Source organism: Actinoplanes sp. NPDC020271 (assembly GCF_044388125.1).
Lineage (GTDB): Bacteria > Actinomycetota > Actinomycetes > Mycobacteriales > Micromonosporaceae > Actinoplanes.
In genome coordinates, this window is sequence record NZ_JBIRWQ010000013.1 from 158508 (window position 1) to 181478 (window position 22971).

General features: G+C 71.7%; 24 protein-coding genes and 3 pseudogenes. 10 read left to right on the forward strand and 17 right to left on the reverse strand.

Going from position 1 to position 22971, the window contains the following annotated elements:
- Positions 1-207: 207 nt before the first annotated feature.
- Positions 208-378, forward strand: a pseudogene (locus ACH442_RS27125) (transposase); the annotation flags it as partial.
- Between the two features lie 96 nt (positions 379-474).
- Here the strand turns inward: ACH442_RS27125 and ACH442_RS27130 are convergent.
- Positions 475-1638 (reverse strand): hypothetical protein, encoded by a 1164-nt coding sequence (locus ACH442_RS27130; RefSeq protein WP_396340922.1) that lies wholly within the window; start codon positions 1636-1638, stop codon positions 475-477.
- A 55-nt stretch (positions 1639-1693) separates the two neighbouring features.
- Entirely contained in the window at positions 1694-2518 is an 825-nt protein-coding gene (locus ACH442_RS27135) for an oxidoreductase (protein ID WP_396340923.1), read from the reverse strand.
- A gap of 102 nt (positions 2519-2620) precedes the next feature.
- Between ACH442_RS27135 and ACH442_RS27140 the strand changes: the two genes are divergently transcribed.
- The gene (locus ACH442_RS27140) at positions 2621-3454 is read left to right on the forward strand and encodes a helix-turn-helix transcriptional regulator (RefSeq protein WP_396340924.1); all 834 of its coding nucleotides are present in this window, start codon (positions 2621-2623) and stop codon (positions 3452-3454) included.
- Between the two features lie 129 nt (positions 3455-3583).
- Entirely contained in the window at positions 3584-4054 is a 471-nt protein-coding gene (locus tag ACH442_RS27145) for a hypothetical protein (RefSeq protein WP_396340925.1), read from the forward strand.
- 32 nt (positions 4055-4086) lie between these two features.
- Here ACH442_RS27145 and ACH442_RS27150 read toward each other — a convergent pair whose 3' ends face one another.
- Both ACH442_RS27150 and lon read right to left on the reverse strand, forming a co-directional pair.
- The gene (locus ACH442_RS27150) at positions 4087-4446 is read right to left on the reverse strand and encodes a hypothetical protein (protein ID WP_396340926.1); all 360 of its coding nucleotides are present in this window, start codon (positions 4444-4446) and stop codon (positions 4087-4089) included.
- A 27-nt stretch (positions 4447-4473) separates the two neighbouring features.
- Positions 4474-6720: an endopeptidase La gene (gene lon / locus ACH442_RS27155; RefSeq protein ID WP_396341023.1), complete on the reverse strand. Its 2247-nt coding sequence runs from the start codon at positions 6718-6720 to the stop codon at positions 4474-4476.
- A 178-nt stretch (positions 6721-6898) separates the two neighbouring features.
- Here lon and ACH442_RS27160 point away from each other — a divergent pair, with 178 nt between their 5' ends.
- Positions 6899-7159: a hypothetical protein gene (locus tag ACH442_RS27160; RefSeq protein WP_396340927.1), complete on the forward strand. Its 261-nt coding sequence runs from the start codon at positions 6899-6901 to the stop codon at positions 7157-7159.
- Between the two features lie 124 nt (positions 7160-7283).
- On the opposite strand, the gene ACH442_RS27165 is transcribed toward ACH442_RS27160, so the two are convergent.
- Both ACH442_RS27165 and ACH442_RS27170 read right to left on the reverse strand, forming a co-directional pair.
- On the reverse strand, positions 7284-8612 hold the full coding sequence (locus ACH442_RS27165) for a M1 family metallopeptidase (RefSeq protein WP_396341024.1): 1329 nt from the start codon (positions 8610-8612) through the stop codon (positions 7284-7286).
- Positions 8609-12526: a Pls/PosA family non-ribosomal peptide synthetase gene (locus ACH442_RS27170; RefSeq protein WP_396340928.1), complete on the reverse strand. Its 3918-nt coding sequence runs from the start codon at positions 12524-12526 to the stop codon at positions 8609-8611. Before ACH442_RS27170 ends, ACH442_RS27165 begins: the two co-directional genes overlap by 4 nt.
- Before the next feature lie 215 nt (positions 12527-12741).
- Here ACH442_RS27170 and ACH442_RS27175 point away from each other — a divergent pair, with 215 nt between their 5' ends.
- From ACH442_RS27175 to ACH442_RS27190, 4 genes are read left to right on the forward strand one after another with little or no spacing between them, the layout of a single operon-like run.
- A complete protein-coding gene (locus ACH442_RS27175) occupies positions 12742-13647 on the forward strand; it encodes an ATP-binding cassette domain-containing protein (RefSeq protein WP_396340929.1) in 906 nt (301 codons plus the stop codon).
- Positions 13644-14351 (forward strand): hypothetical protein, encoded by a 708-nt coding sequence (locus tag ACH442_RS27180; protein ID WP_396340930.1) that lies wholly within the window; start codon positions 13644-13646, stop codon positions 14349-14351. Before ACH442_RS27175 ends, ACH442_RS27180 begins: the two co-directional genes overlap by 4 nt.
- 9 nt (positions 14352-14360) lie before the next feature.
- Entirely contained in the window at positions 14361-15533 is a 1173-nt protein-coding gene (locus ACH442_RS27185; RefSeq protein WP_396340931.1) for a sensor histidine kinase, read from the forward strand.
- Entirely contained in the window at positions 15530-16180 is a 651-nt protein-coding gene (locus ACH442_RS27190) for a response regulator (RefSeq protein ID WP_396340932.1), read from the forward strand. The genes ACH442_RS27185 and ACH442_RS27190 overlap by 4 nt, the downstream gene beginning before the upstream one ends.
- Here the strand turns inward: ACH442_RS27190 and ACH442_RS27195 are convergent.
- Complete coding sequence (locus tag ACH442_RS27195) at positions 16156-16362, reverse strand: hypothetical protein (RefSeq protein ID WP_396341030.1); 207 nt, start codon at positions 16360-16362, stop codon at positions 16156-16158. The genes ACH442_RS27190 and ACH442_RS27195 overlap by 25 nt on opposite strands.
- On the opposite strand from ACH442_RS27195, the gene ACH442_RS27200 reads away from it, so the two are divergent.
- Positions 16333-16764 carry a zinc-binding dehydrogenase gene (locus tag ACH442_RS27200; protein WP_396341025.1) on the forward strand — a complete coding sequence of 144 codons (432 nt, stop codon included), beginning with the start codon at positions 16333-16335 and terminating at the stop codon, positions 16762-16764. The genes ACH442_RS27195 and ACH442_RS27200 overlap by 30 nt on opposite strands.
- Here ACH442_RS27200 and ACH442_RS27205 read toward each other — a convergent pair.
- The 5 genes and pseudogenes from ACH442_RS27205 to ACH442_RS27225 form a co-directional block, all read right to left on the reverse strand.
- Positions 16753-17247, reverse strand: a complete 495-nt coding sequence (locus ACH442_RS27205; RefSeq protein WP_396340933.1) for a PH domain-containing protein — start codon at positions 17245-17247, stop codon at positions 16753-16755. The genes ACH442_RS27200 and ACH442_RS27205 overlap by 12 nt on opposite strands.
- Positions 17244-17369, reverse strand: a complete 126-nt coding sequence (locus ACH442_RS27210) for a GPGG-motif small membrane protein (protein WP_396341026.1) — start codon at positions 17367-17369, stop codon at positions 17244-17246. The genes ACH442_RS27205 and ACH442_RS27210 overlap by 4 nt, the downstream gene beginning before the upstream one ends.
- Before the next feature lie 282 nt (positions 17370-17651).
- Positions 17652-18317, reverse strand: a pseudogene (locus tag ACH442_RS27215) (caspase domain-containing protein); the annotation flags it as partial.
- Entirely contained in the window at positions 18314-18694 is a 381-nt protein-coding gene (locus ACH442_RS27220) for a hypothetical protein (protein WP_396340934.1), read from the reverse strand. The gene ACH442_RS27220 and the pseudogene ACH442_RS27215, both read right to left, overlap by 4 nt.
- Positions 18695-18834: 140 nt before the next feature.
- On the reverse strand, positions 18835-19044 hold the full coding sequence (locus ACH442_RS27225; protein ID WP_396340935.1) for a hypothetical protein: 210 nt from the start codon (positions 19042-19044) through the stop codon (positions 18835-18837).
- Here ACH442_RS27225 and ACH442_RS27230 point away from each other — a divergent pair.
- Entirely contained in the window at positions 19034-19270 is a 237-nt protein-coding gene (locus ACH442_RS27230; protein ID WP_396340936.1) for a hypothetical protein, read from the forward strand. The two genes, ACH442_RS27225 and ACH442_RS27230, sit on opposite strands and share 11 nt — an antisense overlap.
- 649 nt (positions 19271-19919) lie before the next feature.
- On the opposite strand, the gene ACH442_RS27235 is transcribed toward ACH442_RS27230, so the two are convergent.
- The 5 genes and pseudogenes from ACH442_RS27235 to ACH442_RS27255 all read right to left on the reverse strand — a co-directional run bounded on the left by ACH442_RS27235 (position 19920) and on the right by ACH442_RS27255 (position 22967).
- Complete coding sequence (locus ACH442_RS27235; protein ID WP_396340937.1) at positions 19920-20408, reverse strand: glycoside hydrolase family 15 protein; 489 nt, start codon at positions 20406-20408, stop codon at positions 19920-19922.
- An 83-nt stretch (positions 20409-20491) separates the two neighbouring features.
- Positions 20492-20728 (reverse strand): annotated as a pseudogene (locus ACH442_RS27240) (trehalase-like domain-containing protein); the annotation flags it as partial.
- Between the two features lie 95 nt (positions 20729-20823).
- Positions 20824-21546 (reverse strand): ZIP family metal transporter, encoded by a 723-nt coding sequence (locus ACH442_RS27245; protein ID WP_396340938.1) that lies wholly within the window; start codon positions 21544-21546, stop codon positions 20824-20826.
- 204 nt (positions 21547-21750) lie between these two features.
- Positions 21751-21999: a hypothetical protein gene (locus ACH442_RS27250; protein WP_396340939.1), complete on the reverse strand. Its 249-nt coding sequence runs from the start codon at positions 21997-21999 to the stop codon at positions 21751-21753.
- On the reverse strand, positions 21942-22967 hold the full coding sequence (locus tag ACH442_RS27255; RefSeq protein WP_396340940.1) for an MFS transporter: 1026 nt from the start codon (positions 22965-22967) through the stop codon (positions 21942-21944). The genes ACH442_RS27250 and ACH442_RS27255 overlap by 58 nt, the downstream gene beginning before the upstream one ends.
- Positions 22968-22971: the final 4 nt, after the last annotated feature.

Genomic DNA, 22971 nt, shown 5'->3' on the forward strand with positions numbered 1-22971 from the left:
TTCGGATCGGCGTCACGGTGACGTCGATCCGAACGCCAGATCGGCGGTTCGAGAGAGCCAGATCGTCGCCGCCCTGGAGACCGGCCGCACCTCCTGGACCGCGCTGCTCGACGCGGGCCGCCTGCCACCCGGCGCGGACGTCACGACGATCACGTGCTCGCAGGTCCGGCAGCTCGTCGACCGGCTGACCGACGCTGGGCAGTGGCCACCGCCGAGGATGTCGACCGGGGCCGGCAGGCGTTCCTACGCCGCTTCGACATCGAACACATTTTCCGCCTGCTCAAACAGACTCTCGGCTGGACCGCACCGCAACTTCGCGAGCCGGCCGCCGCGGACCGGTGGACGGGGCTGATCCTGGCCGCGCATACTCCGCTGCGGCCCGTGACCGGCGGCGACGCCTGGCAAGCCCGTGACCAGCTGCTCGCTGCAGCCCGGAAGGGCTCGGCCGGCAGCGAGGTTTGCCTGTCATCCTCTTCACCAGGGGACGGCGACGACCCGGACGTGCTTGTCGTCGGGCTGGTAGTGCGAGATGTACAGCGACGTCGACGTGCTCAACTCCGGATGGCCGATGAACGCGTAGCACCAGCTCGTGGTGGTGTCGGCGCAGCCGGGCAGGACGTTCTCGGCGCCGGCTGTCCACGGGCCGGTCGGCGCGGCGGCCGACCACACTCGGTAGTGGCCGGCGATCGTGGTCTGCTCGATCGCGACGTAACCCCGGCCGGGGAAGACCCGCACGTCGACGCCGAACGGGCGGGCGCCCGGTAGCGCGGACACCGCCGTCGCCGGGTCGGTGGACCAGGTGGTGCCGGTCCAGTACTGATAGCTGGCGGCGGTGGACCAGCCGGTGCTCGCCGACCACGGGGTCCGCGCGAGGATGACCGTCCCGTCGCCGCACGCGCCGAACGCCGACGACGTGCACAGCGACGTGTAGAGGTACAGATATCCGTCGGCGGCGAACGTCGGCGAGCCGAGCCGTCGTTGCCAGGGCAGCTCGCCGGCGGCGGGCCGTGGGAAGACGGTGGCCGCGCCGACGAGCTGGTTGGTCGCCGGGTCGTAGAACGTGACGCCGTAACTCTGGGTGGTCCACGCGTTGTTGTAGACGCACACGTTCGAGTAGGTCAGGAACAGCAGCGACGAGCCGTTGCGGCCGCTGATGGTGCGGTTCGGCCCCCGGGCCAGACCGGAGATCCAGGACGCTGCATACGACGACGTGCCGCTCGCACCGCAGGCGGTGGACGTGCCGGGCAGCACGAGCCCGATCGGGGTGGGCAGGAACGGCGCGGGTGCCCGGGTGCTCGGCACGGCCGGCGCGGCGGGCGGCGTCGGCAGCTCGCTCAGGGTGCTCGGCACCTGGCCCGCGGTGTAGGAGCCGACCGCCGCGGTCGAGCCGCCGATGAAGCCGATCGTGGTGCCGGCCGGATCGTTGATCGCGGTGTCGCAGAACGTCCACAGCGCCTGGCCGCTCGCTGACGGCAGGGTAGCGCTGTAACCGCAGTCGCGGCTGACGGTGTTACCACCGGCCGTCTCGTACCGGGAGACGACCCGTGCCGGCGGCGGCACGTCGGCCAGCGCCGCCACCGGCACGGTGAGCGCCGCACCGGCGACGACCAGGGTGATCAAAGCTCGGCTGATCCGCATGACGCCACCCCGCATGAAGTCATCACTGTCGATGCCAGGATGGCACGGACCGACCTCAGAGGGAATCGAGCCGGGCAATCGCCTCCTCGGGCAGGACCAGGTCGGCGGCGGCGACGTTGTCACGCAGGTGCGCGACCGACGAGGTACCGGGAATGAGCAGGATGTTCGGCGAGCGCCGCAGCAGCCAGGCGAGCGCCACCTGCTGCACCGACGCGCCGAGCGAGGCGGCGATCTCGTCGAGCACCGCGGACTGCACCGGCGCGAAGCCACCCAGCGGGAAGAACGGCACGTAGCCGATCCCCTCGGCGGCGAGCTCGTCGATCAGCGCGTCGTCGTCGCGCAGGACCACGTTGTACATGTTCTGCACGAAGACGACCGGTGCGATCCGGCGCGCCTCGGCGATCTGCTCGGCATTGACGTTCGACAACCCCAGATGGTGTACGAGGCCTTCCCGCCGCAGCTCGGCGAGCTGCTCGAAGGATTCGGCGATCGACCCCGGCCCCGCCGCCCGCAGGTTCACCCCGTGGATCGCGTCCAGGCCGAGGCGCTTCAGATTGTCCTGCACCTGCTCGCGCAGGTTGTGCGGGGACGGATCCCAGCTGCCGTCCGGCCCGCGGCGGAAGCCGACCTTGGTGACGATCCGGAGCTCCTCCGGGTATGGATGCAGCGCCTCCCGGATGATCTCGTTCGTCACGTAGGGCCCGTAGTAGTCGCTGGTGTCGATGTGGGTGATGCCCAGCTCGACGACGGCGCGCAGAACCCGGACGGCCTCGGCCCGGTCCCGTGGCGGGCCGAACGCTTGCGGGCCGGAGAGCTGCATCGCGCCGTAACCGATGCGGGTCAGGACCAGGTCGTCGGCGAGGGTGATCGTGTCGTTCATGCCGAAGAGTCTGCCTGCGGAAAAGGCGGTCGGGCAGGCAGAGATCATCCTGGTACAGCCGGTACCAGGATGATGCGGCAGGGATGCGTCACGATGGCGGGCATGGATCAGCTCGGCGACGCGCTCCGGGTCTGGCGGGACCGGCTCGACCCGGCCACCGTCGGTCTCGCCCACCTCTCCCCGCGGCGCGTGCCCGGCCTGCGGCGGGAGGAGCTGGCCGTGCTGGCCGGCATCTCCGTGGAATACGTGGTGCGCCTCGAACAGGGACGAGCCCCGACGCCGTCGGCGCAGGTGTGCTCGGCGCTGGCCCGCGCGCTGCGGCTCTCCGACTCCGAGCAGGCCCACCTGATGCGCCTCGCCGGGCACGCGGCCGACCCCGACCGGGTCCCCCGGATCATCCCCGGCAGTCTCTACCGGATCATGGATCAGCTCGTCGGCCACCCGCTCGCGGTCTACGACGCGGCCTGGCAACTGTTGCACTGGAATCCGCTGTTCGCGGCCACCTTCGGCGACCCGACGGTGCACGGCGCCGGTTTCCGCAACGTCCTGCTCGCGCACTTCGAGGACGGGTTGTCCCGGGTCCGGCAGACCGCCGGGGAGCGCGCCCAGTTCGAGGAATCGATGGTCAGCGACCTGCGTGCCACCACCGGCCGTTACCCGCGTGACCCGGAGGTCGCCGCGCTGATCACCCGGCTGAATCGGATCCCCCGCTTCCGCGAGTTGTGGCAGCGCAGCGACGTCGCCGAGCACCAGAGCTCTCGCAAGATCGTCGAGCATCCGGAGGTCGGCGACATCGCGCTGGACTGCGACGCGCTCACCACCCAGGGCTCGAATCTGCACCTCATCGTCTACAGCCCCCGGCCCGGCTCGGACGCGCGCGGCAAACTCGACCTGCTCGCCGCCATCGGCACCCAGCAGATGTCCACCCCGCGATGACCCCCGACCCGCGCGCCGCCGGCCGCGGCTCCGTGACATCTGGCGTCTCATCGGGCACTCCGGCAGACCCTCGTCACCGGTGGGCCGGAGATCGGCGAAGGCGGCCTCGCGGCGTCCTAACCTGGGGACATGTCGTACGTCGCCACCCGTGACGGGCGCCGGGATCGCAGCGCCGCGCACCGGGCCCCAGCCGTTCCTGACCGGATCGACGATCTGCACGGCAACAGCCTTGGCGTGCTCGAAGTCCCCCATCACATGGCCTGCGGGCATGCCAGCCGCCGCCGCTACGACCTGGAGGATCCCGCCCAGTTGCGGCACGCCTACGCACAGGTCCTGTGCGAGGCGGCCGGCTGCGGCGAGGTCGAGGATCTGATAAACCCGGCCATGCTGCGTCGCGTGTGGCGCGACCTGCATCTGCCGTCCCGGGTCCGCGAGGCCTGGGAGACCCGGCATCCGAGCCTGCGCCGCACGGTGAACCGCTCCTCCGAGACCGCGACCAGCCGCGACCCGAACTCCCGGCCGGGCTCCGGGCGCGGGTTCGCCCGCCGTCGCCGCGACACGTCGGTGACCCGGACGACGAGCGTCCGCGCCGCCGGGTGACCGGCTCACCTCCGATGCGACGGCCTGGAGTCTCAGCCTGGCGTGGCGGCGGCGCAGACCTTCCGACCGTTCTCGTCGGCCAGGCCGAACGCCTCGTGTTCCGTGAGTCGCTCGGAGACGGTTCTCGTGAGGTCGGCCTGCACGGCTGACCCGGTCGAAGTCCGCCGGCCGGCCCAGGTCGAGTCGATCGTGAAGCCGAAGCGTTTCTCCCGGTCCAGGATGCCGGCGACGCAGGCGTCCATCGGGGCGACACTCGGCGCCTGGCATCGGAGCAGCTTCGCCGCAGCGTCGTCCCGCTCGACGAGACGCTCACGGAGGTAGTTGTCGACGACCTCCTCCGGCGTACGGCTCGATCGGCTCGGGGACAGAAAAGGCCGTGGCCCTCGGATCAACCGGGGCCACGGCCGGAGGTGGAAGGGTCAGGCAGCCGCGCCGACGGCGACCTGCTCCAGAGCTGTCTCCAGGATCTCGCGGACGTCGGAGACGATGTGGACCGTCAACGCGTCCAGCACGTCCGCCGGCACGTCGTCCAGGTCCGGCTCGTTGCGCTGCGGCAGGTAGACCTCGGTCAGCCCGGCCCGCTGCGCGGCGAGCAGTTTCTGCTTCACGCCGCCGATCGGCAGGACCCGGCCGGTCAGTGACACCTCGCCGGTCATCCCGACCTCGGCCCGCACGTTGCGGCCGAGCAGCAGCGACACCAGCGCGGTGGTCATCGTGACACCGGCCGAGGGGCCGTCCTTGGGGGTGCCGCCCGCCGGCACGTGCAGGTGGATCGGGTGGTCCAGCTGCTCGGGTGAGATGCCGAGCTCACCGGCGTGCGCCCGGACGTAGGAGAGGGCGATCTGCGCCGACTCCTTCATCACGTCGCCGAGCTGGCCGGTGACGGACAGGCCGCCCTTGTCGCCGGGCAGCAGCGACGCCTCGATGTAGAGCACGTCGCCGCCCATGCCGGTGACGGCCAGACCGGTGGCGACGCCGGGGACGGCGGTGCGCTCGGCGGACTCCGGGGTGAACCGGGGACGGCCGATCAGGTCCTTCAGGTCGGGCGCGTCGACCGTGGCGGGCAGGTCACCCAGCGCCGCTTTGCGGAACGCCTTGGCGAGGAGGCGCTCCATCGACCGTACGCCCGCCTCTCGGGTGTAGTTCGCCGCGATCTCGCGCAGAGCGCCCTCGGTGACCGTCACCTCCCCCTCGGACAACGCGGCCTTCTCCAGTTGCCGCGGCACCAGGAAGTCGCGGGCGATGGCGACCTTGTCGTTCTCGGTGTAGCCGTCGATCGCGATCAGCTCCATCCGGTCGAACAGCGCCTGCGGGATCGTCTCGAGGGTGTTCGCGGTCGCGATGAACAGCACGTCGGACAGGTCCAGGTCGAGGTCCAGGTAGTGGTCGCGGAACGTGTGGTTCTGCGCCGGGTCCAGCACCTCGAGCAGGGCCGCCGCCGGGTCGCCGCGGTAGTCACTGCCGATCTTGTCGACCTCGTCGAGCAGGACGACCGGGTTCATCGAACCCGACTCGCGGATGGCGCGGACGATGCGCCCGGGAAGAGCTCCCACATAGGTACGGCGGTGGCCGCGGATCTCGGCCTCGTCCCGCACGCCTCCGAGCGCGACGCGGACGAACTTGCGGCCCAGAGTGCGCGCCACGGACTCGCCGAGCGAGGTCTTGCCGACTCCGGGCGGACCGGCCAGCAGGATCACCGCGCCGGAGCCACGCCCGCCGACGACGCTCAGGCCACGGGACTCGCGGCGGGCCCGGACGCCCAGGTACTCCACGATGCGGTCCTTGACCTCGTCGAGCCCGTGGTGGTCGGCGTTCAGCACGGCGCGGGCCGCGTCCAGGTCGGTGTTGTCGGTGGTGCGGACGCTCCACGGCAGGTCCAGGACGGTGTCGAGCCAGGAGCGGATCCAGCCCGCCTCCGGGTTCTGGTCACCGGCCCGCTCCAGCTTGTCAACTTCGCGAAGAGCCGATTCCCGTACGGCGTCGGGCAGTTCCGCCGCCTCCACCTTGGCCCGGTAGTCGTCGGTGCCGTCGGCCTCGCCCTCGCCCAGTTCCTTGCGGATGGCCTTGAGCTGCTCGCGCAGCAGATACTCACGGTTACGCTTCTCGACCGACTCGCGCACATCGGTCTCGATCTTGTCGCTGACCTCGGACTCGGCCAGGAAGTCACCGGTCCACTCGATCAACAGCTTCAGCCGGGCCTCGACGTCCGGGGTCTCCAGCAGCTCACGCTTGCGGTCGCCGGACAGGTACGGCGCCCAGCCGGCGGTGTCGGCCAGGTCACCGGGGTCGTCGATGGCGCTGACCGAGTCGATGACCTGCCACGCCTCGCGGCGCTGCAACACGCTCACGACCAGCTTCTTGTACTCGGCGGCCAGCTCACGGACGTGCTCGCCGATCGTGCCGGCCTCGACCGGCTCGGCCTCGACCCACAGCGCCGCACCGGGGCCGGTCACGCCGCTGCCGATCCGGGCGCGCACGCCGGTCCGTAGCACCGCCGCGGACGCGCCGCCGCGCAGCTTGCCGACCTGCTCGATGGTGGCGACGACACCGTACGAGGCGTAACGGTCCTCCAGCCGCGGAGCGATCAGCAACTCCGAACCGGCCGCTGTGCGGGCCGCGTCGACGGTCGCGCGGGCTTTCTCGTCCAGCTCGACGGGCACGACCATGCCGGGGAGCAGCACGATGTCGTCGAGGAACAACACAGGGAGACGCTTGCTGGTCACCGGTACCTCCGAAAGTTGAGTACACGCGGCTCAACCAGGAAGGGGTCGATGATCTTCCACCGTTCACTTTCAGCGAACATTCCCTCAGCTCCGGCCCGTCCCGGCCGAGATGAAACGCCTGATGAGAACCCGATACGCCGTGGCCGCCGCCGTCGTCGCGGTGGTCACCGGCGCGCTCGCCGTCGTCAGTTCCGCCCACGCCCGCGACGAGACGCCCACGCCCGGCGGGTACGTGCTCGACGACGGCCAGAATCATGGCGGCAAGAGCCTGTCGGAGGTCGTCGAGGAGAACAGCCGACCGCTGACCCCGAGCCGCCTCGCCCAGCTGAAGAAGGAGGCCGCCGAATCCGGCCCGATCGTCTACGACCCCGGGCCGGGTTGAGTTCCCGGCGTACGTCACCGCGGTCGGCCGGCACCCGTCGTGGTTGTTCCCGGCAGATCGACGGCGGGAACCGGCTCGTGGCGGGAAGCACGCCGCGCCGGGGGCGGTGAGCCGGACCGGCCGGCTAGAACGTGCGGGGCAGCGGAGGCAGAGCCGGCTGGTCGAGCCAGGCGGTGAACAGGTCGTCGAGCGGGCGGGTCGTGAACCGGGCCGCGTGCGCGCGGAACTCCTCGGTGGTGACCGTCGAGTGCCGGTGTTCGGCGACCCAGGAGCGGACGAACGTGAAGAACGCCGCGTCGCCCATCCGCGCCCGCAACGCGTGCAGTGTGAGCGCCCCGCGTTTGTAGACGAGCGGGTCGAACATCCGGTCCACCCCGGGGTTCGCGATGGCGATGGTGGCCGGCTGTGTCGCGGCCCAGGCGTGCCACTGGGCGGCGTGCGCGGCGGCCGAGCGCCCGCCCGAGGCACCGGACCACAACCATTCCGCGTACGTCGCGAAGCCCTCGTTGAGCCAGATGTGCCGCCAGCTGGCAACGGTCAGGCTGTTGCCGAACCACTGGTGGGCGAGTTCGTGCACGACGAGTCGTTCGTGGGTGCGCCGCCCGTCGACGTGGTTGCGCCCGAAGACGGCCATGCCCTGGGCCTCGATCGGGTCGTCGAGGTCGTCGTCGGTGACGACCACGACGTACTCCCGGAAGGGGTACGGCCCGAACAGGTGCTCCAGGGCGTTCATGATCTCGCCGTGCCGCCCGAAGTCGTGCCGGAAGTTCGGCTGCACGCGCGGCGGGACGGCGGCCCGCTGGACGACCCGCCCGTGGGCGAGTTGCACCATCTCGTAGCGGCCGACCTGCACGCCCATCAGGTACGGCGCGGTCGGCTCGGTGCGCTCGTAGACCCACGTGATCGTGCCGGCCTCGCGTCGCCGGCTGACCAGGTCACCGGTGACCACCACGGTGTACGGCGCCGCGGTCGTCACCGACACCAGGAAGGTCGCCTTGTCGTCGGGCCGGTCGTTGCACGGGAACCACGACGGCGCCCCGTTCGGCTGGCTGGCGACGAGGGCTCCGTCGGTCAGTTCGTCCCAGCCGATGTCACCCCATCGCCCGCTGATCGGGGCGGGCTTACCGCCGTACCTGATCTCGATCTTGAAAATCGACCCGTAGGCGATGGTGCGTTCCGGGCGGACGCGCAGTTTGTCCGGGCGGTGGTCGAATTTCGCCGGCCGGCCGTCGACCCGGACGTCCTTGACCCGCGAGCGGCCGAAGTCGAGCGTGAGACGCGACAACGACTGGACGGCGCGGGCGGTGATGACCGCCCGGCCGTCCAGCCGGTTCGTCGACACTTTGTAGTCGAGTTCGAGGTTGTAGTGCAGCACGCGGTACCCACCGTTGCCGTGCCCCGGGAGGTACGGATCGGTGGAGTGCTCGGCGCCGGGTGAGGCGGCCGAGGTCATGACCGCCGGCGAGCCGTGGCCGGCCAGGCCGCGATCGGGTTGCCCAGCCACCGGCTGTCACCGGGCACGGCGTCACCGCGGGTCACCAGCGAGCCGGGCCCGACCGTGCTGCCGTCACCGATGCTCGCGCCGGGAAGCACGATCCCGTGCGGGCCGAGCGTCGCGCCCGCGCCCAGTGTCACCTCGTCCATGGCCATGATCCGATCATGGAACAGGTGGGTCTGCACGACGCACCCCCGGTTGACCGAGGCACCGTCGCCGAGACGGACGAGGTCGTACTCCGGAAGCCAGTAGGTTTCCAGCCAGACGCCGCGGCCGATCTTCGCGCCGAGGGTCCGCATCCAGATGGTGAGCAGCGGGGTGCCGTTGGCGAAACGGAACAGCCACGGCGCGGCGAACGCCTCGACGAACGTGTCGGCCAGCTCGTTGCGCCAGACGAACGACGTCCAGAGCGCGTGCTCGGTGACCGTGAACCGGCCCACCAGCAGCCACTTCGCGGCCGTCCCGAGCAGCGCGGCGGCGATCGCCGAGGCCAGCAGGAGCGGGCCGGCGGCGAGCACGGTCACCCAGCCCCCGGCGGTCTGCCAGATCGCCGCGAGCGCGACCAGGACGCCGATGACCAGGGTGCCGGCGGCCATCACCGGGACGACCCGGCACAGCTCGATCAGGGCGCGGGCCACTTTCAGGCGCGCCGGCGGGGCGTACGTCAGATTGGCGTCCGCGGTCTCGACCGTGCGGCGCAGCGGCATCGGCGGGGCGCCGAGCCACGACGAGCCCTTCTTCGCCTTGCGCGGCGCCGACGAGAGCACACCGACCAGGCCCCGCTTGGGGACCGAACGGCCGGGCGCCGCCATCCCGGAGTTGCCGAGGAACGCCTGCTTGCCGATGCGCGCCGGGGCGATCCGCAGCCAGCCGTGGCTCAGCTCGTAGGTACCGACCATGGTGTCGTCGGCCAGGAACGCGCCGTCGTCGACGGTGGTCATCTTCGGCAGCGCCAGCACGGTCGACGCCTCGACGTTGCGGCCCACCTTCGCGCCGAGCAGCCGCAGCCAGACCGGGGTGAACAGGCTGGAGTAGATCGGGAACAGCGCGATCCGGGCCATTCCCATCAGGCGCTCGGTGGTCCACACCTGCCAGGCCCGGCGGCCCTGCACGGGGTGGAAGCCTTCCCGCAGGCCGATGCTGAGCAGGCGAACAGCGACGAGCACGACCAGCGCGTACGTGATCAGGTAGCTCACCGCGGCGACCGGCGCGGCCGGCAGGGCCGCCGTCGCGGTCGGGTGCTCGCCGAGCACATGACCGAGGAGCGCGAGCGCGGGCAGCGCGGCGACGACCGGGACCAGGCCGAGCAGGTGCGCGGTCAGGCTGTACCAGCCGACCCAGAACTTGGAGCCGAACCGGTGCCGTTCCGGGCGCTGCGCCGGCCAGCCCTCGCCGTCCTTGGCCGCGATGGGCACGGCCGGGGAGCCGGCCCAGCGCTGACCGGCGGGAACGGAACCGGTGACGGTCGAACCGGCGCCGATCTTCGCGTTCTTGCCGACGCGCGCGCCGGGCATCAGGGTGCTGCGGGAGCCGACCCGCGCACCGGCGCCGACCCGGACCATCCCGACCCGGACGACGTCGCCGTCGATCCAGTAGCCGGAGAGGTCGACCTCGGGCTCGATCGCCACCCCGCGGCCGAGTTTCAGCAGGCCGGTGACGGGCGGCGCGGAGTGCAGGTCGACGTCGCGGCCGATCCGGGCTCCGAGCGCCCGCGCGTACGTGATCATCCAGCCCGCCCCGGTGACCCCGTTCGCCCCGGTCAGCTCGGCCAGCCGCTCGGCCGCCCACAACCGCAGGTGCACACTGCCGCCGCGCGGGTACTTCCCCGGGCCGACCCCGCGCAGCAACATCCGCGCGCCGCCGGCCGCCACCGCGATCCGCCCGGCCGGGCTGAACAGCACCAGCCAGCTCGCCACGATCCACGACCAGGACACCTGCGGCGCCCACGGGGCCGGCGTGAGCAGGGTGAGGATCTTGCCGAGCGCGGCGAGCACGGTTATCCAGCGCAGGCCGACCAGCGCGAGCATCGGCAGCATCAGCAGCGCCTGCAGCAGCCCGGCCCGCAGCGGCGTCGGGCGGACGTCGCGGCGGGTGGTCTCCTGCGCGCCGAGCGCCTCGACGGCCACCGCCATCTGCGACAGCCGTGGGTTCTGGTAGATGTCGGCCACCGACATCTGCGGGTAGGTCTGCCGGATCCACGCGACCAGCTGAGCCGCGTTCAGGCTGCTGCCGCCGCTGCTGAAGAAGTCGGCGTCACCGTCGGCCGGGCGAAGCCCGAGGATCCCCTCCCAGCCGCCGGCCAGCCAGTCCTGCGCCGCGGTCAGTTCGGCCGCGGTCCCGCCGGCCACGACCAGCGGCCAGGGCAGGGCCACCCGGTCGACCTTTCCCGACGTACGCGTCGGAAGGTCGTCGATGACGGCGAGCAGCGGGACCAGAGCGGCCGGTAGCTGCTCCCGAATCTGCTGGTTGGCGGCCGCGATGTCCAGTTCGGCGCCGTTCTGCGCCACCAGGTAGCCGACCAGCAGCTGGTTGCCGGCCGCGGTCTTCTTGATCGCGACGGCGGCCCCGGCGACCCCGGGCAGCGCCTGCAACGCGGCGTCGATCTCCCCCAGCTCGATCCGCCGGCCACCGAGTTTCACCTGCTCGTCGCCGCGACCCAGGAACAGCAGGCCGTCGGCCTCGGCGCGCACGATGTCGCCGCTGCGGTACGCCCGCGCCCAGCCCATCGACGGCAGTGCCGCGAACTTCTCGGCGTCCTTCGCGGCGTCGAGGTAGCGGGCCAGGCCCACGCCGCCGATGACCAGTTCACCGGTCTCGCCCATCGCGACCGGCTCGCCGTCGGCGCCGACCACGGCCAGCTCCCAGCCGGCCAGGGGCAGCCCGATGCGGACCGGACCTTCCCCGGTCAGCCGGGCGGCGGTCGCCACGACGGTCGCCTCGGTCGGCCCGTACGTGTTCCAGACCTCCCGCTCCTCCACGGCCAGACGTTCCGCCAGCTCGGGCGGGCAGGCCTCCCCGCCGAAGATCAGCAGCCGGACCTCTTCCAGGGCCTCGACCGGCCACAACGCGGCCAGCGTCGGCACGGTCGAGACGACGGTGATCCGCTGCTCGGCCAGCCACGGCCCCAGGTCGACGCCGCTGCGCACCAGCGACCGCGCGGCCGGCACCAGGCACGCGCCGTGCCGCCAGGCCAGCCACATCTCCTCGCAGGACGCGTCGAACGCCACCGACAGCCCGGCGAGCACGCGATCACCCGGCCCGAGCGGCTCGGTGCCCTCGTCGACCAGGAACAACTGTGCCTCGGCGTCCACGAACGCGGCGGCCGCGCCGTGCGTGACGGCCACGCCCTTCGGCGTCCCGGTCGAGCCGGACGTGAAGATGATCCACGCGTCGTCGGTCGCGGCCGGTCGCCCGGCGCTTCCTCCCGGGGCACGCCGTGATGACACGCTCAACCCGTCGCCGAGGACCGCGCACACGCCCGCCTCGCCGAAGACCAGCTCGGCCCGCTCGTCCGGGTCGTCGGCGTCCACCGGCACATACGCCGCACCGGCCGCCAGCACTCCGAGAATCGCCAGGTACAGCTCGGCCGAACCGGACGAGATGCGGATGCCCACCCGGTCGCCGGGCCCGACCCCGTGCTCCTGCAGCAGCGCCCGCAGCGCCTCCACCTCAGCGGCCAGCTCGCGGTAGGTGAGCGTCACGTCCCCGGCGTCGATCGCGGGCGCTCCGGGGTGCTCCCGCACGGTGGCGTCGAGGATGTCGACGAGGGTGCGGCGCATCGGCGCGGAGCGGGAGTGGAACACCGCCGGCGCCCCGGGCGAGTCAGCGATGTCGGACAGCTCGATCAGACGCAGATCAGTGGTCACCGTCACCGGGCAAAGCTCCCTATCCACCTCAGGTCGGTCATGGGCCCGGCGCACGGCGCCGAGCTGCCCGGGGCGACCTTCCAAGCTACGGGAGTCGGGGGCCGGATGACGTCACCCTGAAGGATTCGTGGTCACTGACACAGCCGGGTAGGCCGATCGGCATACCCGAACGACGTCGATCGGTAGATGTGTGACCGATTACGCCCCGCGACGCTGGACTCGTGATCGAACTCAGGGAACTCACCAAACGCTACGGCGACCGGACCGCCGTCGACCGGGTCACCGCGACCGTTCCGTCCGGGCAGGTCACCGCGCTGCTCGGCCCGAACGGCGCAGGGAAGTCCACGGCGATGCGCCTCGCGCTCGGGCTGGACCGGCCCACCTCCGGCACCGCCCTGATCGACGGCCGCCGCTACGCCGAGCTGCGCGATCCGCTGCGCCGGGTCGGCGCCCACCTGGATGCCCGCGCGTTCCATCCCCGGCGGTCGGGCCGGGCCGGGCTGCTGGCGCTGGCCCGCTACAACGGGCTCCCGCGGGCCCGGGTGCGGGCCGTGATCGACCAGGTCGGCATCGGGACGGTCGCGGGCCGACCGGCCGGGACGTACTCGCTCGGGATGGCGCAGCGACTCGGTGTCGCCGCCGCGATGCTCGGCGACCCGGGCACGCTGATCCTCGACGAACCGGTCAACGGCCTCGACGCGGACGGCGTGCGCTGGGTGCGCGAGCTGCTGCGCACGTGGGCCGGCGAGGGTCGCACGGTCCTGCTCACCAGCCACCTGATCAGCGAGGTCGCCCTGATCGCGGACCGGGTCGTGGTGATCGGCCGGGGCCGGCTGCTCGCCGACGCGCCGCTGGCCGAGTTCACCGCCGCCCGGGAGGCCTCGGTCGAGGTGGCGGCGGCCGACGAGGAGTCGTTCACCCTGCTGGCCGCCGCGCTCGGCGAGCACGCCGAAAAGATCGATCAAACCCGATTGCGCGTACGGTCGTTGCCCGCGACCGAGGTCGGCCGCCGCGCGCACCGGGCCGGCGCGGTCCTGCGCGAGCTGCGCACCGTCTCCCCCAGCCTCGAGGAGGCGTACGTGCGCCTGATCGAGGACGAGACCGAGTACGTGGCGGCGGCCCGATGAGGCGCGCGTTCGCCGCCGAGTGGGGCAAACTCTGGTCGCTGCGGTCCCCGTGGTTCTGCGTGGCCGCCGCGCTGCTGCTGACCGCGGGCACGGCGTTCACGCTGGCCAACGACTTCGTCTACGACATCTCGCTGGGCCGGGTGCCGGAGTCCGAGACGCTGCCCGTGCTCGACCCACTGATCCAGGCCGCACAACTGGGCCGGCTCACCCTCGTGGCCCTGGCGATGCTGCTGGTCACCTCGGAGTACGGCACCGGTGTGATCCGGTCCACGTTCCTGGCCCGGCCGCAGCGCGGGGAGGTGCTGCTGGCCAAGACCGCGGTCGCCGCGCTCGTCGGCTTCGGCGCGGGGCTGACCTGCGCGATCGCCGGCTGGGCGTGCGCCGCGCTGGCGCTGGGATCGCACGCGGCGCCCGGCGATCCGGTCGCGAGCTGCCTGCGACTGGCCGTGGTCGCGGCGGTGGCCTGCGCGTTCGCCACCGGGGTGGCGTTCCTGCTGCGCAGCGGCGTGGGCACGCTGACCACGATGGTCGTCCTGCTGCTCGGCCTGCAACTGGTCGACGAGCGGACCGGCGTCTACCTGCCGGCGTGGGCCGCCGAGGACTTCGCCGCCGGTGACGGCGTACGCCATCTGCTGGTCCTCCTCGCCTGGACGACCGTCACCTGGCTCGGCGCGCGCCTGCTCCTCGTTCGCCGTGATGCTTAGGCTGTGCGGATGCACGGGTGGGGTCAGTGGTACGCGGTCGCCGCGGCGCTGGTGATCGTCGGCGGTCACCTGTGCGGCCGCCGCGGGCGCACCGGGCTGGTGGTCGTGCTGCTCTGCGGGATCGAGGTGGCCGCCGCGATCACCGTCGCGCGGGGTCAGGACACCGTGGCGTGGCTGGTCGACCAGGCCGTGGTGGTGCTGGCCGTCTTCGCGACGCTGACCGGGGCGTACCGGCGGCTGCGGCAGGAGTTCGCCGAGCAGGGCTGGGCCCAGGCCCGGGCCGCCCGCCTGCGCGAACGCACCCGGATCGCGGCCGACCTGCACGACACCCTCGGGCACGACCTGACGCTGCTGTCCCTGCAGGCGGCCGGCATCCAGGTGACCGCGCCGGACCAGGACACCCGGGAACGGGCCGCGCAGCTGCGGGCGGGCTCGGCGGCGGCGATCGAGACCGTACGCCGGATTGTCGATCTTCTTGATGGTGATCGTGATGCCGACGCCGGGGCCGGGGCCGTGCTGGACCGGGCGCGCGCGGCCGGCCTGACCGTCGAGGTCACCGGCCGGCCGCCGGACGACGTGTTCCTGGCCCGGCTGGTGGCCGAGGCGCTGTCGAACGCGGCGCGGCACGCGCCCGGCGCCGAGGTCGCCGTCACGTTCGGCGGCCGGCGCGTCGAGGTCGTCAACGCGCTCACCGCGCCGGGCGAGCCGGGCCGGACCGGGACCGGGCTCGCGGCACTCTCGGCGCGGCTGGAGCAAGCCGGCGGGTCGCTGGCGGCGGGACCTGCCGACGGCACGTTCCGGCTGGTCGCGGACGTGCCGCCCGGGATCGGCGACGAGGTCGCGGGCTATGACACCGGGCGGCGACGAGTCCGGCGAATGCTGGCCGGCACGATCGTGATCCCCGGTGCGGCGCTGCTCGTGGTGGCGACCGGTTTCTACACGTGGGCGGTCCGGGACGCGGCGATGGAACAGCGGACGTTCGACGCGCTGCGAGTCGGGATGCCGCAGGCCACGGCCCGTACCCTGCTGCCCGGAAGGGAGTCGCCGATCCGGCCGGGCGACGGGCCGGGATGTCACTACTACACCGACGGGAACTATCCCTTGGCGTACGGGAACTATGTCATCTGCTTCGACGGCGGCCGGATCACGCGGCTGCGGGACACCACCGGGCGTACCGGATGATCCGGATCCTGATCGCCGACGACCAACCGCTGGTCCGGGCCGGGCTGCGCACCGTACTCGCGTCCGATTCTGATCTGGAGATCGTCGCCGAAGCCGACGACGGCCGCGGCGCGTTGACCGAGGTGGCCCGGCTGCGCCCGGATGTGGCACTGCTCGACATCCGGATGCCGGGCATGGACGGGTTGACCGCGGCCGAGACCATCCGCGCCCGCCATCCGGCCGTCCGCGTCCTGATCGTCACGACGTTCGACGAGGACCGGTACATCGCCCGCGCGCTGGAGTGCGGCGTGCACGGCTTCCTGCTGAAATCCGGCGACCCGTACGAGCTGATCGGCAGCGTGAAAGCCGCCATGACCGGCGGAACCGTTCTGGCCCCGCCGGTCGCGCAACGCATCGTCGGCCTGCTGCACGGCCGCTCCCTGCGGGAACGGCTCTCCGCGCGGGCGGCGGTGGAGTCCCTCACCACCCGCGAGCGCGAGGTGCTGACCCTGCTCGCGGCCGGGGAGTCCAACGCCGAGATCGCCCACGACCTGCACCTCGCCGAAGGCACCGTGAAAATCCACGTGAGCGCGGTGCTCGGCAAGCTCGGCCTGAACAACCGCGTCCAGGCGGCCGTCTTCGCCTACCGCTCCGGCCTCGCCGGATAGGCCCAGGACTGCATGGCACAGCCGATGACCGCCTCCAGCTCGTCGCGCGTGGCGCCGTCGCGGGCCTGGATCGACAGGCCCTGCACGACCGTCGCGTAGTAGCGAGCCGTTCCGTCGAGCCGTTCGGCCGGCAGCTCCTCGGCGTACGGGCACTGGGTGCCGACCACGTCCTCGACTCCCACGGCGGCGACCTCACCGCGCAGGTCCTGCGGTTGACCGGCGGAACCGGCGCCGACCTGGTCCTGGAGTCGACCGGCGGCACCACGCTGAGCGACAGTCTCGCCGCGGCCAAGCGGGTCACCGGCCGGGTGGTCGTCTACGGCCTGGCCGGCGGCGAAGCCTCGATCACCAACTGGGACCTCGTCCACCGCCACCAGGTCCACGTCATCGGCCTGAACCTCGGCGCCTTGATCCAGCACACCCCGCACCTCTTCGGCGAGGTGATGGGCGAACTGTTCGCGCTGCTCGCCGCGGGAGTTCTCCACCCCGCCCAGCCCGGCGTTCACGACCTGGCCGAAGGCCCGGACGTCCTCGCCGAGCTGGAAGCCCGGTCGACGGTCGGCAAGCTGGCGCTACGTCCGTGAGTGCGCGGCCGGAACGCGGTCACGCAGCTCGCGGCAGACGTCGCGGAACAGTTGCGGCCGATGGTGGAAGTCCAGACCCCGCTCCCACATCGCGGTGTCGACCTGTCCCCCGCCGCGCAGCGCGAGTACGACCGTTCTCCCGGCCGGTACCCGCAGGGGCCCGACCCGCTGCACGACGTCGTCGACGGCGACACCGTCGATCTCCGCCCACGGAATCGTCCGGGTGCGCACGACGCCGCGGACCCGTACGGCGTGCTCGCTGACGTACACGCCCATCCGGAGCACCTGCCACGATCCGACCACCCAGACCAGGGCGAACACGACGGCCAGCGCCACGGACAGGTCCGCGCCGAGGCCGAACAGCCGTGCCGTCGTCCAGTGCAGGTAAGCCAGGCCCGCCGCCTCCCAGACGATCACCGCCCAGCGGGCGCGCGCAGGCTGATACGCCCGCGCCCATTCCTCGACCATGCTCCGCCCGTTCACGAGAAGATGCTGACGCCGGCCGGCCCGATCAGGAGGCCCACGACGATCAGCACGACACCCCACCGGATCCGCCGCCGCACCAGGGCTGTGCTCCCGGTGAACAGCAGGACCACGGCGGCCATCCAGAGGACCCGGCTCAGCGGGGCCTCGCGCCGATCGACCAGCCAGCTGACCAGGAACCAGAGGAACCCGGCCGCACCGACAATATCGACAGCCAGAATGAACGTCTGACCGGCCGACAAACCGTCGGGACGGGCCGCGCCGGGCAGCCGGTGCGCGCCCTTGGCCGCCGCGCTCCGCGCGGTCGTCGCGACTCCAGCCGCGGAGGCCGGAACCGGGACGGGCGGTTGTTCCGCGCGCGCGATGATCAGGTCACCCTCGCGTTCGCCCAGCAACCGCGGGGTCTGCGCGTCACCGCCGGCCCGCAGCCGGTCGTGCACGTAGTCGTACAACTCCGTGGCCGAGATCCAGCCGTCCCGGTCCAGGTCGGCCGCCCCGGACCGCAACCCCGCCACCACTTCACGGGTGAAGATCGAATTCTCCCGGCCTTCGTACGCGTATCCGAGGTCCCCTGAAGCGGCCAGCACCGCCGTGCCCCGCCCGCGCACCGGGAACTGGTCGCCGAGATGAACCGACCGTCCGCCGCGACGGCCCGGCAGGCCGAGGAAACGCCCGCTGTAACAGCAGTCGACCAGGAACACCTTGCGCCGGCACCGGCTGAGTTCGGCGACTTCGACGACGTCCGTGGCGAGCAGCGCCGTCGAGTTCAAGTACCGCTCCTCGGTGTCCCGCGCCGCGAACCGCAGCCGTCCCTGGTCGTCGAGGAACCCGTGCCCGGCGAAGTGCAGCAGGACCAGGTCGTCGCGTTCCGCCGACCGGAAGAACTCCTCGATGCCGCGGTGCAGCGCGGTCAGCGTCGGGTCGTTCAGGATCCGGACGTCGAAGTCACCGATCCGCTGGTCGCCGAGGACCGCGGCCAGTTCGGTAGCGTCGCGGTGCGGGGCGTGGAGGTCCGGGATCGCCTCGTCCTGATAGTTCTCGACGGCGATCAGCAGCGCCCGCCGGGTCATGCATCCGGCCGGCTGTGCCGTTCGACGAACAGGTCGATCAGCCGGTCGGTCTGTTCCGCCGAGGCGGCTTCCACCGTGATCGCGTCGCCGTCGATCGTGACGGTCACGCTGATGCCGGACCGGCGTGACCAGGTCCGGACGACGTACAGGATCTCCTTGATCCGGGGCAGCAGCGGCACGGCCTCGATCAGGAGGGCGCCGATCACCGCGAGGTCCGCGCCCCGGGCCCCGGGCGGCGCGGTCACGGCCGGGCGCCGCACCTCCTCGACGTCCAGCCGCAGCAGTTCGTCGCGCAGCCGGGTCGTGTGCCGCTGGACGACGGAGGCGTCCGCGTCGCCGGATTCGATCGAGACAGCCGCTACCAGAGCTGAAGTCATGACGGGCAGGCTAGCGGCGCCCGCACCCGACGCCGGTAGTACTTTTCGGTCAATTCACGGGAACCAGACCGACATTCACCCGCACGTGCGCCGGCCGGCCCCTGCACGGCGCGGAAAGGGCCGGCCGGCCGTGCGAAAGGTCAGCCGGAGAAGTCGAACCCGACGTATCCGGGGCCTTCCGCCTTCAGGTAGAGCTGCCACTGATTCCCGGGAGACACGTGCGGAAGAAGCCGATTCCACGCGCCGCCGTCCTCGAGATAGACCCACGGGCCGCAGCGATAGTTGCGTCCCGAACTGGTCTCCAGGCACGCTTTCGCATAGGTGATGTAGTGGACCTCGGTGAGTTTCATCCAGATCGAGGTGCACCGGCTCGGCACAAAATTAGGGGCTCCGGAATTCCTGAGCCCCGATCCGATGTCGAGCCCGCCGCGGTGCGAGTTGGCCTGGCACCGGGCGTCGCCGGGGCCGGCTGCCGCAGCCGGCAAAGGCGCTGTCAACGCCATTCCGACCCCGGACACCGCGATGATAAATGCACCTGAAAACAATTTCCGAATTCCCATTACGCGCCACTCCTGACCGACCACGGGGGGCTATTTCCTAGGCATCAACCTACGTCCTCGACCAGATCATCGGGCAATGGTCACCCATTCGGATAACCGCAACAAAAATAAAACTGGCCGATCATCGGAAAACAGAATACGAACGGCTCCGCAATCTGCCGGAGGCGTCCCGTTCGTCAGCGTCCGGTCGCGACGATCTCCTGCCGGTACGGGGAGCCCGACCCGCTCGGCCGGCCCGTGGATCCGGCTGGAGCAAGCTGACCGGGCCGGGGCTGACCAGCACGCCCACCACCAACGGCACCTGCGATGACTGCCCGATCCCATTTCCGACCATCGGCACCGCCGCGCCGGGCATGTGCTGGCTGCACCGGCGCCGCAGCGCTCAGCGAGTCGCCGCGGCCGGCACCGCGACCGGGTGCGCCAGCGGCACCTGTGGCTGGTGAGCCACCGATCACCCGGCCGGTCCGGACCCGCCCGGACTTCACCAGTACCGGCGGCCGCGGCGTGGGGCTGATCGACACCCTCGCCACCAGGTAGGGCTCTGACGAGCAGCCACCCGGCAAAGAGGGGTGGTACGAGATCAGCTTCACGCCGCGTCACGGGTGAAGACCACCCAGCCGGCGGCGCTGCGCCGAGGACGCGCCGGTGGTCGCCTCCTGATCCGGTCAGGAGCTCGTGTGCCGGCGCGCGACCGAGCGGGGGTGCCGGTCGAGTTCACGGTCGAGGCTGATCGCCGCGTCGATCAGGGCCAGGTGGGTGAACGCCTGCGGGAAGTTGCCGAGTTGCTCCCCGGTCAGCCCGATCTCCTCCGAGTAGAGGCCGACGTGGTTGGCGTAGGTCAGCATCTTCTCGAACGTGACCCGCGCCTTGTCCAGCCGACCGGCCCGGGCCAGCGCGTTGACGTAGGCGAACGAGCACAACGAGAACGTGCCCTCGGCCCCGCGCAGGCCGTCCGGTGAGGCCGACGGGTCGTACCGGCAGACCAGGCTGTCGGTGACCAGCTCGGCGTCCATCGCCTTGAGGGTCGAGGTCCACATCGGGTCGGACGGGGTGATGAAACCGACGACCGGCATCCGCAGCAGCGACGAGTCCAGCACGTCGGTGGTGTAGTGCTGCCGGAACGCGCGCCGCTCCCGGCTCCAGCCACGTTCCATGATCTGGCGGTAGATGGCGTCGCGGTGCCCTCGGTGACCGGCATGAAGTCGACGACCTCGCCGACCCCGTCCGCCGTCATGAACCGGGTGACCAGCACCGCGGTGTCCGGGAAGTACAACTGCTTGCTGGTGACCGGGCCACCGGAGGGGCGGATCCGGAAGTGCCCGCCGCGCTCGTGGTCGAGCAGCGCTCCGAAGATGCTGGGCGAGTCGAAGCGTGGAGCGCAGAACCAGTCGATGCTGCCGTCGGTGGCGACCAGGGCCGCGGTCTGCAGGTCGCCGATCAGCCCATGGTCGGCGATGAGCGGGTAGTCGGACATGGCACTCACGCTTCTCTCGGGCGTCGGACGACACTGCCGGACCCCCTGATCGTCCGGCGACACCCGGCGACGGACGTCATGCGTACGGGATGAGCTCAGATCGCGGTCAGCGCGATCGACACCGCGAAACCGGCGACGACCAGGAAGCCGGTCAGCACGCCTTCCACCTCGTACGCCTCGGGCAGCAGCGTGTCGGAGAGCATGGCCAGCAGCGCGCCGGCCGCGAACGCCTGCGTGAGTGCGCCGGTCCGCCCGTCCGCCGGATCCAGCACCGTGTAACCGGCCGCCGCGGAGAACGCCGACACGAGCAGCACCACGGTCCACATCAGCAGCACCCGCCGCTGCGGCCAGCCGGCCGCCCGCAGCCCGCTCGACGACGCCATGCCCTCGGGCAGGTTGGACAGCATGATGCCGGTCAGCAGCGCCACGCTGACCTGGCCCTGCAGCACGGTCAGGCCCAGCACGAACGACTCCGGGACGCCGTCGAGCACCGACCCGAGCACGATGGCCAGCGGTGATCCGGCCGCCTGGGCCCCGCCGGTATCCTTGCGATCACCGCCGCCACGACGGCTCAGCAGCCAGTCCCCGGCGGCGAAGACAGCGGCCCCGGCCAGGACCATCAGGCCGACCCCGGCGACGGTACGGGTTTTCAGCGCCTCGTCGATCAGTTCGAACGAGACCGAGCCGAGCAGCAACCCGGAGCCCAACGCCATGATCACCGCGATCACGCGTGGACCGAGCCGGAACCGGTAGGCCAGGAACGCCCCGAGCAGCAGGGCCGAGGCACTGATCCCACCCCACAGAAACGCCTCACCCATGCGCTCACTGTGACCATCGCTCGCGGAATCCGGTTCACCCGGCACGGGTGATGCCACCCCGGCCCCGGGCATCGACCGTGGTCGGGAGCCCCGGGACGCGACGTCGTCTACCTGGCCGGACCAGGGCACGGCGGTCCCGCGCCGGCCGGGCACGCCCACCAGCGGACGACAGCCGGAATCGACTGTCCTCGCGGTCCCGTGCCGTCACCCGCAAGGGGGCTGCCGGACGTACGGCGAAAGCGTCCTTTGATTGATGCGCCGCAACAGCAGAGGTGTCGCGAGCAGGAGAAGGCCGGCCGCGGCGACGGCGAGCCGGGGGCTGGTGACGGTGGCGAGCGCACCCCACAGCGCGGTCGTCGTGGCGATCGTCGCGCTGCTGGTGATCGACCACGCGGTCAGGGTGCGCGCGATCCGGTCCGGCCGGGTCTGCTGCAGACGGTAGGTCGCGAACACCGGGTTGAACACGCCCATGCACGTGACCAGGGCAACTGGACGGCCATGACGAGCACGAGCCCGCCGGCGCCGGGGCTGACGAACGCCAGCCCGATCGACCAGCACGCGCGCAGCGTCCCCGAGACCAGCAGCGTGCGGCGTTCGCCGAAGCGGCCGACGAGTGGGCGGGCCAGGCGCGCGCCGATCAGGCCGCCGATGCACGGCAGGCCGAACGCGAGACCGTACTGCCATACGGCGAAGCCCAGCGGCCCGAGCATGAGGACGGCCATCAGCGGCGCGGTCGCCAGAATCAGGGCGTTGACCAGCACGGTGTTGAAGAGCAACGGTCGCAGCGCCGGGTGCGCAAGAATGTACTGCCAGCCGCCGACGCCGTCTCTCGAGCCGTCGGTGCGGGGCGCGGGGCGCGGTTCACGGCCGCCGATCGCGGTGATTCCGGCGGCCGACAGCAGGTAGCTGACCGCGTCGGCGGCGACCGTGACGACCGGCCCGAAAGCCCCGATCGCCGCGTTGCCGAGTGGCGGCCCCAGCACGGTCGCGGTCCACGTCGTCGCCTCGAAACGGCCGTTCGCGGCGAGCAGATCCTCGGGCGGGACAAGCGATTTCAGAAATGCGCCACCGGCCGCGCGGAAGGCGATGCCGGCCGCGCCGGCGACGACCGACACGATCACGAGTTGCAGGAAAGAAAGACAATTCAGCGCGTACGTCGTGGGAATGCTGATCAGTGCGGCGAACCGCACCAGATCCATCGCGATCATCACCGGCCGTTTGCGGCGGAACTCCACCCACGGTCCGAGCGGCAGCGCGAGTACCGCGCCGGCGGCGAGCCCGACGGCGGACAGCAGGGACACCGCGCCCGGGCCGGCGTGCAGTGCCAGGATCGCGATCAGCGGGAACGCGTCGAAGCCGAGCCACGTGCCGACCGTGCTCGCCGTGAACGCCAGCCACAGCCATCGGAGTTGCCGTCCCATCGAT

Bases quoted from the DNA above. Each gene is read 5' to 3' on its own strand.
- ACH442_RS27130 (WP_396340922.1), bottom strand. From the start codon at position 1,638: ATGCGGATCAGCCGAGCTTTGATCACCCTGGTCGTCGCCGGTGCGGCG.
- ACH442_RS27135 (WP_396340923.1), bottom strand. From the start codon at position 2,518: ATGAACGACACGATCACCCTCGCCGACGACCTGGTCCTGACCCGCATC.
- ACH442_RS27140 (WP_396340924.1), top strand. From the start codon at position 2,621: ATGGATCAGCTCGGCGACGCGCTCCGGGTCTGGCGGGACCGGCTCGAC.
- ACH442_RS27145 (WP_396340925.1), top strand. From the start codon at position 3,584: ATGTCGTACGTCGCCACCCGTGACGGGCGCCGGGATCGCAGCGCCGCG.
- lon (WP_396341023.1), bottom strand. From the start codon at position 6,720: ATGGTCGTGCCCGTCGAGCTGGACGAGAAAGCCCGCGCGACCGTCGAC.
- ACH442_RS27160 (WP_396340927.1), top strand. From the start codon at position 6,899: ATGAGAACCCGATACGCCGTGGCCGCCGCCGTCGTCGCGGTGGTCACC.
- ACH442_RS27165 (WP_396341024.1), bottom strand. From the start codon at position 8,612: ATGACCTCGGCCGCCTCACCCGGCGCCGAGCACTCCACCGATCCGTAC.
- ACH442_RS27180 (WP_396340930.1), top strand. From the start codon at position 13,644: ATGAGGCGCGCGTTCGCCGCCGAGTGGGGCAAACTCTGGTCGCTGCGG.
- ACH442_RS27185 (WP_396340931.1), top strand. From the start codon at position 14,361: ATGCACGGGTGGGGTCAGTGGTACGCGGTCGCCGCGGCGCTGGTGATC.
- ACH442_RS27190 (WP_396340932.1), top strand. From the start codon at position 15,530: ATGATCCGGATCCTGATCGCCGACGACCAACCGCTGGTCCGGGCCGGG.
- ACH442_RS27210 (WP_396341026.1), bottom strand. From the start codon at position 17,369: ATGGCCGCCGTGGTCCTGCTGTTCACCGGGAGCACAGCCCTGGTGCGG.
- ACH442_RS27220 (WP_396340934.1), bottom strand. From the start codon at position 18,694: ATGACTTCAGCTCTGGTAGCGGCTGTCTCGATCGAATCCGGCGACGCG.
- ACH442_RS27225 (WP_396340935.1), bottom strand. From the start codon at position 19,044: ATGAAACTCACCGAGGTCCACTACATCACCTATGCGAAAGCGTGCCTG.
- ACH442_RS27235 (WP_396340937.1), bottom strand. From the start codon at position 20,408: ATGGAACGTGGCTGGAGCCGGGAGCGGCGCGCGTTCCGGCAGCACTAC.
- ACH442_RS27245 (WP_396340938.1), bottom strand. From the start codon at position 21,546: ATGGGTGAGGCGTTTCTGTGGGGTGGGATCAGTGCCTCGGCCCTGCTG.
- ACH442_RS27255 (WP_396340940.1), bottom strand. From the start codon at position 22,967: ATGGGACGGCAACTCCGATGGCTGTGGCTGGCGTTCACGGCGAGCACG.